Here is an 11,906-nt window from a genome sequence, read left to right as displayed (position 1 = left end):
GGCGTCAGCGGCGAAGCTCGCCCAGTAAGACCCGCAGGGCCCCGGAGCCGCCTTCGGCTGGTCCGGCCTGCAAAAAGGCCAGTACTTCGCGGTGGCGTTGCAGCCAGTGTCCGACTAAGCGTTTGAGGACGGGCACCTGTCCTGGTGAACCATAGCCCTTGCCGTGCACGATGCGGACACAGGTCCAGCGCTGCCGGCGAGACTCGGCGAGAAACTCGGCGACGGCCGCACGGGCCTCGTCTACTCGTAGTCCATGCAGATCGAGATCGGCCTGCACGCGAATTTTTCCACGACGCAGGTCCCGCAGTAGCCGCTCGGGCAATCCGGGGCGCAGATATACCCACTCATCGCCTGTCCACCAATCATTTTCCTCTTTGTTGCCACGCGCCAGGTCTGCCAATACGGCCAGTTCATCAGCAGTGGCTTGGTGTGCCTCTGGTTCCGGAGCCGGCGCCCGTGGCGGCGGCTCCGGGGCTGAGAACAGCCGCACATCCCGCAGAGCGGAGCGAAACTCCTCTCGTTCGTCATCGGCAAGAAAGAATCCGGGATTAGCTCTTGCCCTTTTCCGTGCTGAGCGCCGCGCCACGCATCAGGCGCTGGCCTGCTCCAGCCAGCGTTCCGCGTCTAGGGCGGCCATACAGCCCGTCCCGGCGCTGGTTACTGCCTGACGATAGACATGATCCTGCACATCGCCTGCAGCAAACACGCCAGCGATGCTGGTCATAGTCGCAAACCCTTCCCGACCGCCCTTGGCGATCAGGTACCCGGTCTCGTCCATTTCCAGCTGTCCTTTGAAAAGCTGGGTATTGGGCTGATGGCCGATGGCAATAAATACGCCGGTCGCTGCAATGTCTTGCGTCTTGTCGTCTGTTGCAGATGCCAAGCGCAATCCAGTAACCCCCGAGGAGTCACCCAGAACTTCGCTCACTTGATAATTCCAGATCACTTTCACGTTTTCTTTGGCAAAGAGCTTGTCTTGCAGAATCTTTTCCGCCCGGAATTTGTCACGCCGATGGATGACGGTCACCGTCTTGGCAATGTTGCTGAGGTACAGCGCTTCCTCGACCGCGGTGTTGCCACCACCGACGACGGCGACATCCTGATTCCGGTAGAAAAACCCATCACAGGTGGCGCAGGCAGAAACTCCTTTGCCACGATATTTTTCCTCACTCTCCAGGCCCAGATATTTGGCTGAGGCACCCGTGGCGATGATCAGAGAATCGCAGGTATAGCTTCCCTGATCGCCCTGCAAGCGAAAGGGCCGCTCCCCGAGATTGGCCTCGCTGATATGGTCAAAGATGATCTCCGTATCAAAGCGGCGCGCCTGCTTTTCGAGCTCCGCCATCAGCTCCGGACCGAGAATGCCATCGGCCGCTCCCGGCCAGTTATCCACATCGGTGGTCGTCATCAGTTGGCCCCCAGGTTCCATGCCCTGAATGAGCACCGGTCGTAGATTGGCCCGAGCGGCATAGATCGCTGCCGTGTAGCCTGCGGGACCGGAACCGAGAATGAGTAAGCGCGCGTGCTTGCTGTCGTCTGCCATGACCGCTCCTGTCGAAAGGAAATATTCGCAATTGTAGCACTCCTTCCCTGGTCACGGCAGAGTCAGAAACGCAGTGGAAGCTTACCCTATGACCTGTCAAGCCCTGGCAGACATCCCTTTCGCTTTCAGAATATTACTAAAGATTCGGTCTTAATCCCTTGACAGAAAAGGGAAGTCTCGGATAGCTTGCGGGCATGTCGAAAGCACGCAGCGCAGCAGCAGTGAATGGTTCGGTGCGGGAGAACAGGCCGAAGCCGAGCGGGTATCCCTGGCGTCGGGAGCTCCTGCTCTTTGTCTTGCTGCTCTTGAGTCTGTTCGCTCTCCTTTCCTTGATCAGTTTTCATCCGCTTGACCCCAGCTGGTTCACCAGTGGTCGGGGAGAGCCTGCACGTAATTGGGGAGGCGAGCTGGGTGCCGAGTTGGCCGCGTTCCTGGTGCAGATTTTTGGGATTGCTGCCTGGTTGCTTCCCTTCGCGCTCCTGGCCTTCTGTTGGCTCTGGCTGCGGCGCTTACATTGGCAACATCCGCTGCCGCGCCTACGCATCCTCGGCGGAATCCTGTTTTTCCCGGCCTTTAGCGTGCTGCTGGCCTTGCTCTGGCCACTGATGTGGTGGCCGGTGAAGGGGCAGAGTCCTGGCGGGATCATTGGTGCGGGCCTTGCGGGATTACTTTCTCCTGTCATTGGCAGCGTGGGTACTGGGCTGATTTTCTTCGCCTTGAGTGTGCTGAGCGCTGCTCTCGTAACGCGGACAAGCCCTGCACATTGGGCGAGCCATCTGCGCGCTCTATCGCTCCCCCGTTTTTCCTTGCCCCGCGCGCCGAGCTTCTCGTTGCGCTTGCCGCGCTGGCGACGACAGGTTCCGGTAAAAGCTGATAAGAACTGTGCTGCGGCTCCCGAAGTCGCCGCGCAGCCGTCCGCCGCGTCGCAAGTTCTCGAGCCAGAGCGCCCGTTCCCCGCGCGCAGGAAGGCCTCCCCATCCCCGTCGAAGGCAGTGACCGCCAGCAAGGAGCAGCTACCCTTACCGGCTCCCGTAGGCCCCCCACGCGCCGATGGCCTGCCCGAACTCTCCTTGCTGGATGCGCCCGAAGCCGATGACCCCGCTTTAGTTCCCTCGTCCGAAGAACTGGCGGCGCGCTCCCGTTTTCTGGAGGAAAAATTCGCGGATTTTGGTATCAGTGCCCAGGTTGTGGACGCGCACCCTGGCCCGGTCATTACCCGCTACGAGATTGAACCTGCGGCTGGCGTCAAGGTGAGTCAGGTCGCCGGCCTGAGTAAGGATCTGGCGCGCGTTCTTACCGCCCGGGTACGGGTAGTGGAAGCGATTCCGGGTAAGGCGACAATGGGTATTGAAGTCCCAAATCCGAAGCGGCGTGTGGTCCGTCTCTCCGAAATCCTCGGTAGCGCCGCCTTCGCACAGAGCAAAAGCCTCTTGACCCTGGCCTTGGGGCAGGATATCGGCGGTCAGCCGATTGTCGCGGATTTGGCGCGGATGCCCCATCTCTTGGTGGCTGGCACCACTGGCGCTGGGAAATCCGTCGGCGTCAATGCCATGATCCTGAGCATTTTGTACAAGGCCACCGCGCAGGAAGTGCGCATGATTCTGGTCGATCCCAAGATGCTGGAGCTGTCCGTGTACGAAGGGATCCCGCACCTGCTCGCGCCGGTAGTCACCGACATGCAGGAGGCCGCCAATGCCCTGCGCTGGTGCGTCGCGGAAATGGAACGGCGCTACAAGTGGATGGCGCACGCTGGTGTGCGCAACTTGGCGGGCTACAACCAGAAGTTGAAAGAGGCCGAGGCGCGTGGTGAGTCCCTGCCGGGACCTGACAAAGACTTCAATGACGAGCCGATTGCATTGCGTCCGCTGCCGGCCATCGTCGTCGTCATCGATGAATTTGCCGACTTGATGATGGTGGTCGGCAAACAGGTGGAAACCCTGATCACGCGCCTGGCACAGAAAGCGCGAGCGGCTGGCCTGCATCTGATCATGGCGACCCAGCGTCCATCGGTAGATGTGATTACCGGCCTGATCAAGGCCAATATTCCCACACGCATTGCCTTCCAGGTGTCGTCGCGCATCGATTCACGCACGATTCTCGACCAGATGGGTGCGGAAACGCTGCTGGGGCAAGGCGACATGCTGTATCTACCCCCTGGCAGTGGTTATCCCCTGCGCGTGCATGGGGCCTACGTCAGTGACGATGAGGTGCATCGGGTAGTCGAGAGCCTGCGGCAGCTGGGTGCTCCAGAATATGACGAAGAGATTCTGTCGGGCTCTGGCGATGATGCGGGAATGGGGGAGGGCGGCGACAACGATGCGGAGAGTGATCCGCTCTACGATCAGGCCGTCGCGATTGTCACCAGCAGCCGCAAGGCGAGCATCTCCTATGTGCAGCGGCAGCTCAAAGTCGGGTATAATCGAGCGGCTCGAATGATCGAGGAAATGGAGAGGGTGGGCATTGTTGGTCCCCTACAAAGCAATGGTAGTCGAGAAGTGCATGCTGCTGCCCCGCCGCGCGACTGATCTCGTGCGACTTTGTGTTTCCGCCGTTTTCGGATGCTTATTGATGGTCGGCGTGAGCCTGCCGTTGTTCGCTGCCGAGCCTGGCGCGCTGCTGGAAAAATTCTTCCAGTCCAGCAAGACCGTGACCGCTGATTTTCAGCAGGAAGTGCTCAACCATGGTGGCGTCGTCGAACAACGTGCCAGCGGACAACTCTGGATTGCCAGGCCTGGGCGTTTTCGCTGGAATTACGCCGGCAAAAATGGGCAAATGATCGTTTCCGATGGCCAGCAGGTCTGGCTCTATGAGCCCGCTCTGCAGCAGGTCACGGTACAACCGTTGGGCAAGGTTCTGGGCAGCACCCCGGCGGCGCTGATCGCCGGACGCGATGTACTGCCGACAGACTTTCAGATCAGCTCGCTGCCAGCAAAAAATGGCCTGCAATGGGTTTTGCTCAAACCGGAAAAAGGGCAAAACCAAGGCTTTACTTCCATCCAGATGGGCTTTGACAACGCTGGACAGTTGCGCGAAATGCTGATGGAAGATGCCTTCCAGCAGGAAACCGTCCTGCATTTCGAACATGTCCGCGTGAATGTCCCCATTTCCGACAAGATCTTCCATTTTACTCCGCCGGCCGGGGTAGACGTTCTCAAAAATCCTTAAATTTGGAGTAGTCATGCGTAAGACCCTGGTTGTTTATGCCTTAAGCACGTTGGTCATTTCTGCTGCTTGCGATTTAGCCTACGCCAACAGCTTCGCGGTACCGACCGGTGTTGCGGCCCTGTCGGAGGCCGGGGCGGTGGTGGCCGACGGGCAAGCAGTCAGTGATTATTCCTATAATCCGGCAGGCATGGCTTTTTTCTCTGGAAATCGGGCAGCCATTGAGCTAGTGGCCCAGCGTCCCTCCTATAACTACGCCAATGGCAGCACCGATATCGGCGCGGAGACCAATACCAGTATCCTTGCCGATCTCTATTATACCCATCGCTTCGACAGCATGCCGCTGGCGCTGGGTATTGGGATTACTTCTCCCTATATCCTGCGCGACAGTTGGGCGCCCAATGCCCTGTACGAGGGAAGTCCATACCTCCAGAATCAACTGCGCATCATTGATATCAATCCGAGCATCGCTTACCTGTTGCTGCCCGACCTCAGTGTGGCGGTTGGGCTCGACTACTACCAAAGCATTGGCGGTAAATTCGGTACCCTCTCGGCAGACGGCAGTGGCGTCGGGGGTCGCATCGGCCTGCTCTACAGCACTGAGGGCTATAATTTCGGGTTGAGCTATATTTCTCCCGCCAGCCTCTCTGCCGGTGCGGGCAAAATTGAGCTGCCGGGCAGGCTGCAGGCCGGTTTTCGCTATCGCTGGACACCCTCCTTTGCCACCGAGCTCGATGTTGACTGGACCAACTGGGCAAACGCAAAACTGCCGTACTATGGCAACCTGGGCTGGAAGTCCGCCCTGGGCTACCATGTGGGTCTCAGTTACCACCTGAATCAGGACCTGGAAATCCGTGGTGGTATTGCCCATACCGACAGCCCGGCGGGAGCCAACGCGGTGCAGCTTGCGGTGCCGGCAACGGCATCCAACTCGGCATCCTTCGGCTTGGGGATTGGCCTTGGGCCCTGGCATTACGACATCGGCGCCAGCTACGCCTTGTCCGGGTCCGCTGGCGGCGCGCCATTCCCTCTTCCGGATGCTGGCACGGTACCCAGCGGATCCTACAAGGCCAGTGCCTTCACCCTCGGGCTGGCCCTGGCGCGCAATTTCTGATGTCTTGAATGCCTGATCGACGCCCTCTGGCCGCGCGCATGCGGCCCAGCAGTCTTGCCGAGTTCGTTGGTCAGCCGCAGCTACTCGGGGCAGGGGGTAGCCTCCGGGCCGTTCTCGATGAGGGCGGCCCAATACCGTCCCTGGTCCTGTGGGGCCCGCCGGGTTCGGGCAAGACCACCCTCGCTCGCCTGCTTGCAGCGCAGTCCCAGGTAGAGTTCGTTACGCTTTCGGCGGTGGACAGCGGCGTCAAGGAGTTGCGCGCAGTCGCCGAAAAGGCACGGCAGTTTCGGGAGTGTGGGCAGGCCACTTTGCTTTTCGTCGACGAAATCCATCGCTTCAACCGTGCACAACAGGATGCGCTATTGCCTTATGTCGAGGACGGCATTTTTACCTTGATCGGCGCAACCACGGAAAACCCCAGTTTTGCCCTGGTCTCTGCCTTGTTGTCGCGGGCGCAGGTGTACGTTCTCCAGCCTTTGGATACTGCCGCCTTGGGAGAGATCCTCGAGCGGGCGTTGCAGGATGCAGGGAAAGGTTTGGGGGAACAGAATCTGGTTGTCAGCGCCGCCGTCCGCGCGCTGCTCATTGACGCCGCCGATGGTGACGCCCGGCGTTTGCTTGGTATTCTCGAGCTGGCCGCCAACGGGAGTGAGAACGGCGAAATCTCCATGGAGCAGGTACAGCAGGCCATTGGCGAGAGTTGGCGGCGCTTCGATCGCCACGGAGAGCAGTTCTACGACCAAATCTCGGCCTTTCACAAGTCCCTGCGCGGTTCGGATGTCAACGCCGCTCTGTACTGGCTGGCGCGGATGCTCGATGGGGGCGCCGATCCGCTCTATCTGGCCCGGCGCATGGTGCGCATGGCCAGCGAGGATGTCGGCCTGGCGGATCCGCGTGCCCTCAGTATCGCCATCGCTGCGCGTGACGCTTATGCGTTTCTCGGCAGTCCCGAGGGCGAGCTCGCTCTGGCCGAGGCTGCCGTCTATCTCGCCAGCGCCCCCAAGAGCAACCGCATAGAGCTGGCCTGGAACGCAGTGCGCGCGCAGGTTCGCCGCGAACGCAGCCGGCCGGTTCCCCTGCATCTGCGCAATGCGCCGACCCGGCTCCTGCGGGAGCTGGATTATGGACGGGAATATCAATACGATCACGATTTTCCCGATGCCATCGCGCCGGGGCAGTCTTATCTGCCCCAAGGTATGGCGGACGGCCGCTGGTATACCCCCACGGAGCGGGGCTTTGAGAAGACCATGGGCGAGCGTCTTGCCTGGATCGCTGCTCATCGGAAAAGATCAGGAGACTGAACCATGCTCGACCCGAACCTGTTACGCACCCAGACGGCCGCGGTGGCCGAGGCGCTCGCCCGGCGCGGGCATGTCCTGGATGTGCAGGCACTACGGTCCCTGGACCAGCAGCGGAAAACCCTGCAGGTCGATCTGGAGGCGTTGCGCAATGAACGCAATGTCCTGTCCAAGGAGATTGGCGTCGCGCGTCGTGCGGGCCGCGACACCCAGGCGGAGCAGGCGCGTGCCGCGGAAATCGCCGCTGCCGTCAGCGACAAGGAGGGGCAGTTGACCGCCGTCCTCGCGCAGTGGGAGGAGTGGGTGCGTACCCTACCCAATTTGCCGCAAGCGGACGTTCCCGATGGGCCCGACGAAAGCGGCAACGTCTGCGTGCGCAGTTGGGGCGAGATCCCGCGCTTTGACTTTCCGGTCAAGGACCACGTAGATCTGGGTACCGAGTTGGGCGTCCTCGATTTTGCTGCGGGCGTCAAGCTCGCCGGAGCACGGTTTGTGGTATTGCGAGGCGCGGGTGCACGCCTGGAGCGGGCGCTGACGCAATTCATGTTGGACCTGCATACGCAGGAACATGGATATGAAGAGATCGCCCCGCCCTTTTTGGCCAATCCTCAGTCGCTGCTCGGTACCGGACAACTCCCCAAATTCGCGGAGGATCTCTTTGCGCTGCGGGATGACGATTTTTACCTGATTCCCACCGCCGAGGTCCCGCTCACCAACCTGCTGCGGGAGGAGATCGTTACCACGCTGCCGCAGAAATACTGTGCCTACACGCCCTGTTTTCGTCGGGAAGCGGGCTCTGCCGGACGCGATACCCGTGGCATGATCCGACAGCATCAATTCGACAAGGTCGAACTGGTGCAGATCGTGCACCCGGAAGAATCCGCAGCCGCACTCGAAGAACTTACCGCCCACGCCGCGAAGGTTCTGGAACTGCTGGAGCTGCCCTACCGGGTCATGCTGCTCTGCGCGGGCGATATGGGATTCTCGGCCGCCAAGACGTACGACCTGGAAGTCTGGCTGCCGAGCCAGAACTGCTATCGCGAAATCAGCTCCTGCAGTAATACCGAGAGCTTTCAGGCTCGGCGTCTGCAACTGCGCTACCGCGATAGCGATGGCAAGCCGCAACTGGCGCACACCCTCAATGGGTCCGCGCTGGCGGTGGGACGTACCCTGATCGCGCTACTGGAAAACCATCAGCAGGCCGATGGCCGCGTGCGGATTCCTCCCGCCCTGCGACCCTATCTCCGCGGCGAAGAATTTCTTGATGTCCGCGCCAGCTGAGCCCTATGTGCCGATATCCTGTGCGCTGCATAGTGAGCTGGAACTAGCCGCCATGCGCCGTCGGCCGCTGCAGTTGCAGCTTAGGAATGGCCGCAGTTTGCGCGGGACAATTACCGATGTCTGGACTGCCTATGGGCGGGAATGGTTGCTGCTCGCGGTGCAATCGGCATCTTCCAGATCTGATTATTTGATTGATTTAACACAGATAGAGGGAGCGTATGCAGTTCAATCCTAGGAAATGGCTCGGACTGTTCGCCCTGGCGACAGGATCCCTGTTGTCGGGCAGGGTTGCGTTGGCGGCAGAGTTTCCCCTGCCTGCGGCAGGCAGCAATATGGTCGGCCAATTGCACGTCGTACTTGCCCGTCAGCAGGATACCCTGCTCGACATCGCCCGCCATTACGACGTGGGCTACAACGAGATTCGCGAGGCCAACCCCGGCGTCGACCCCTGGCTGCCGGGAAAAGGTACCCGCGTCCTCGTGCCTGCCCAGTACATTCTTCCACCGCCTCCTTGGCAGGGTATTGTCATCGATATTCCGGCACGCCGCCTCTACTACTTCCCGGTTGGGAAAAAGGTGGTCTACACCTATCCCATCGGCATCTTCCGTCCCAAATGGCCAGATCCGCTGGGTACTACGCGCATCATCGCCAAGGTCAAAGATCCGAGCTGGACCGTACCAAAAAACATCCAGGAAGAACACGCCAAGGCCGGTGAGCCGATCCCCGCTTACTTTGCCCCCGGACCGGACAATCCCATGGGAGAGTTGGCATTGGAAACCGGCTGGTCGCAGATCTACATCCATGGCACCAACAAACCCTGGGGGGTAGGCATGCGGGTCAGTCATGGCTGCTTCCATGTCTATCCGGAAAATGAGGTCCAGCTGTTCAAAATGGTCAAGGTGGGGACACCCGTGCGGAGCATCGACGAACCCTATCTGGTGGGAAGTAATGGCGATGGCCACCTGTACCTGCAGGCATTTACGCCCATTGAGGCCTACAAGAGCGACCTCTCGCCGCAGCAGCGCGCGGTAAATGCCATCGTTCAGTATCAAAAAGGCATGAGCACCGCCGTTGTTGTGAACTGGCAGCGCGTGATCGACCTGGTGCAAAAACCGAATACCGTGCCGACCGGCATCGATGTCTCAGCGCCCAGTCTTACGCAGGTTATCAGTGCTTTACCCGCCCAGCCCTATGCCTTCGCACCCTATGGAGACAATGCGAATCAAGCCACTCCACCGCCGTCAGCAACGCCCGTTCCGGAACAGCAATAAAAGGGCTTGCAATAGGGGAGTGAGCTCGGTATAGTTCGCTTCCTCGCCGCTGAGGTGGTGGGGCTGGAAACGAAGGAAGAAAGTTAGTATTGCTTTTGAAATCGGATTCAGGCTAGAATGTAAGACCCGGTGCGGGGTGGAGCAGCCAGGCAGCTCGTCGGGCTCATAACCCGAAGGTCGTAGGTTCAAATCCTACCCCCGCTACCAAATATTCGCAGTATGTTGTTTTGTTCTTTCAAAACCGAGTGGAGATGTGTGGGGTTTAGGCCCTAAGCGTGGTGTAGGTGCTGGGTGTGTGTAGTGGTTTTGCTGCTATGTACATTGAGTATTTATGCTACGTGAAGTTTTGAGAATTGTTGTGGATTGAACGAGAGAGTTTGATCCTGGCTCAGATTGAACGCTGGCGGCATGCCTAACACATGCAAGTCGAACGGCAGCACGGGTGCTTGCACCTGGTGGCGAGTGGCGGACGGGTGAGTAATGCGTAGGAATCTGTCCAATAGTTTGGGACAACCCAGGGAAACTTGGGCTAATACCGGATACGTCCTGAGGGAGAAAGCGGGGGATCTTCGGACCTCGTGCTATTGGAGGGGCCTACGTTCGATTAGCTAGTTGGCAGGGTAAGGGCCTACCAAGGCGACGATCGATAGCTGGTCTGAGAGGACGATCAGCCACACTGGGACTGAGACACGGCCCAGACTCCTACGGGAGGCAGCAGTGGGGAATTTTTCGCAATGGGGGCAACCCTGACGAAGCAATGCCGCGTGAATGAAGAAGGCCTTCGGGTTGTAAAGTTCTTTCGTGGGAGACGAAAAGGTAATCGCTAATATCGGTTACTGTTGACGTGAACCCAAGAAGAAGCACCGGCTAACTCCGTGCCAGCAGCCGCGGTAATACGGAGGGTGCGAGCGTTAATCGGAATCACTGGGCGTAAAGGGCGCGTAGGCGGTGGGTTACGTCTGCCGTGAAATCCCCGGGCTCAACCTGGGAATGGCGGTGGAAACGGGCTGACTAGAGTATGGGAGAGGGTGATGGAATTCCAGGTGTAGCGGTGAAATGCGTAGAGATCTGGAGGAACATCAGTGGCGAAGGCGGTCACCTGGCCCAATACTGACGCTGAGGCGCGAAAGCGTGGGGAGCAAACAGGATTAGATACCCTGGTAGTCCACGCCCTAAACGATGGATACTAGATGTTTGGTGCCTTAGGTGCTGAGTGTCGTAGCTAACGTGATAAGTATCCCGCCTGGGAAGTACGGCCGCAAGGTTAAAACTCAAAGGAATTGACGGGGGCCCGCACAAGCGGTGGAGCATGTGGTTTAATTCGATGCAACGCGCAGAACCTTACCTGGGCTTGACATCCAGAGAATCCTGCAGAGATGTGGGAGTGCCTTCGGGAACTCTGAGACAGGTGCTGCATGGCTGTCGTCAGCTCGTGTCGTGAGATGTTGGGTTAAGTCCCGCAACGAGCGCAACCCTTGTCCCTAGTTGCCAGCGGTTCGGCCGGGCACTCTAGGGAGACTGCCGGTGACAAACCGGAGGAAGGTGGGGATGACGTCAAGTCCTCATGGCCTTTATGTCCAGGGCTACACACGTGCTACAATGGCGCGTACAGAGGGAAGCGAGACCGCGAGGTGGAGCAGACCCCAGAAAGCGCGCCGTAGTTCGGATTGCAGTCTGCAACTCGACTGCATGAAGTCGGAATCGCTAGTAATCGCGGATCAGCATGCCGCGGTGAATACGTTCCCGGGCCTTGTACACACCGCCCGTCACACCATGGGAGTGGATTGTACCAGAAGCAGCTAGCCTAACCTTCGGGGGGGCGGTTACCACGGTATGGTTCATGACTGGGGTGAAGTCGTAACAAGGTAGCCGTAGGGGAACCTGCGGCTGGATCACCTCCTTTATAGAGAATAGGGTATCTAGACCCCACACACGCCACTCGGTAGAAAGACTTGGGCCTATAGCTCAGCTGGCTAGAGCACACGACTGATAATCGTGAGGTCAGTGGTTCGAGTCCACTTGGGCCCACCAAATGGGGCTGTAGCTCAGCTGGGAGAGCACCTGCTTTGCAAGCAGGGGGTCACCGGTTCGATCCCGGTCAGCTCCACCAGATGTTCTGGTGGAAAGGCAGCCTGCCCAAGGGTGGGGGCCAGTGGTAGGAGAGGTTGGGTAGGTAGTGGAGAAGGGATGGAGAGTCTCTTGTGCACTACGTACCGGAAGGTGCGGTAGTATTGTTC

The 11,906-nt window shown here is 59.4% G+C and carries 9 protein-coding genes, 3 tRNA genes and 1 rRNA gene; 11 read left to right on the top strand and 2 right to left on the bottom strand.

Annotated elements, in window-relative coordinates:
- Positions 1 to 4: 4 nt before the first annotated feature.
- Complete coding sequence (locus MQE22_RS10280) at positions 5 to 586, bottom strand: Smr/MutS family protein (protein WP_255789710.1); 582 nt, start codon at positions 584 to 586, stop codon at positions 5 to 7.
- A gap of 3 nt (positions 587 to 589) precedes the next feature.
- Positions 590 to 1,543, bottom strand: a complete 954-nt coding sequence (trxB, locus tag MQE22_RS10275; RefSeq protein ID WP_215873346.1) for a thioredoxin-disulfide reductase — start codon at positions 1,541 to 1,543, stop codon at positions 590 to 592.
- 194 nt (positions 1,544 to 1,737) lie between these two features.
- On the opposite strand from trxB, the gene MQE22_RS10270 reads away from it, so the two are divergent.
- The 11 genes from MQE22_RS10270 (at position 1,738) to MQE22_RS10220 (ending at position 11,779) form a co-directional block, all read left to right on the top strand.
- Complete coding sequence (locus MQE22_RS10270; RefSeq protein ID WP_215873345.1) at positions 1,738 to 4,068, top strand: DNA translocase FtsK; 2,331 nt, start codon at positions 1,738 to 1,740, stop codon at positions 4,066 to 4,068.
- Positions 4,043 to 4,708 (top strand): outer membrane lipoprotein periplasmic chaperone LolA, encoded by a 666-nt coding sequence (gene lolA / locus MQE22_RS10265; protein ID WP_215873344.1) that lies wholly within the window; start codon positions 4,043 to 4,045, stop codon positions 4,706 to 4,708. Before MQE22_RS10270 ends, lolA begins: the two co-directional genes overlap by 26 nt.
- A 13-nt stretch (positions 4,709 to 4,721) precedes the next feature.
- Positions 4,722 to 5,819 (top strand): OmpP1/FadL family transporter, encoded by a 1,098-nt coding sequence (locus MQE22_RS10260; protein ID WP_215873343.1) that lies wholly within the window; start codon positions 4,722 to 4,724, stop codon positions 5,817 to 5,819.
- Between the two features lie 8 nt (positions 5,820 to 5,827).
- Complete coding sequence (locus MQE22_RS10255; RefSeq protein WP_215873342.1) at positions 5,828 to 7,120, top strand: replication-associated recombination protein A; 1,293 nt, start codon at positions 5,828 to 5,830, stop codon at positions 7,118 to 7,120.
- Between the two features lie 3 nt (positions 7,121 to 7,123).
- Complete coding sequence (serS, locus tag MQE22_RS10250; RefSeq protein ID WP_215873341.1) at positions 7,124 to 8,398, top strand: serine--tRNA ligase; 1,275 nt, start codon at positions 7,124 to 7,126, stop codon at positions 8,396 to 8,398.
- Complete coding sequence (locus tag MQE22_RS10245) at positions 8,322 to 8,633, top strand: Rho-binding antiterminator (RefSeq protein WP_319643786.1); 312 nt, start codon at positions 8,322 to 8,324, stop codon at positions 8,631 to 8,633. Before serS ends, MQE22_RS10245 begins: the two co-directional genes overlap by 77 nt.
- A complete protein-coding gene (locus MQE22_RS10240) occupies positions 8,617 to 9,669 on the top strand; it encodes a L,D-transpeptidase family protein (RefSeq protein ID WP_215873339.1) in 1,053 nt (350 codons plus the stop codon). Before MQE22_RS10245 ends, MQE22_RS10240 begins: the two co-directional genes overlap by 17 nt.
- 130 nt (positions 9,670 to 9,799) lie before the next feature.
- Positions 9,800 to 9,876, top strand: a tRNA-Met gene (locus tag MQE22_RS10235).
- 158 nt (positions 9,877 to 10,034) lie between these two features.
- Positions 10,035 to 11,572 (top strand): 16S ribosomal RNA (locus tag MQE22_RS10230).
- Positions 11,573 to 11,623: 51 nt separating this feature from the next.
- Positions 11,624 to 11,700: transfer RNA gene (locus MQE22_RS10225), tRNA-Ile, on the top strand.
- Between the two features lie 3 nt (positions 11,701 to 11,703).
- Positions 11,704 to 11,779: transfer RNA gene (locus tag MQE22_RS10220), tRNA-Ala, on the top strand.
- Positions 11,780 to 11,906 lie beyond the last annotated feature (127 nt).

Source organism: Acidithiobacillus sp. YTS05 (assembly GCF_024396695.1).
In the GTDB taxonomy this organism is placed as follows: Bacteria; Pseudomonadota; Gammaproteobacteria; order Acidithiobacillales; family Acidithiobacillaceae; genus Igneacidithiobacillus; species Igneacidithiobacillus copahuensis.
The sequence above is the reverse complement of the archived record's forward strand: the minus strand, read 5'-3'. Positions and strand labels throughout refer to the sequence as shown.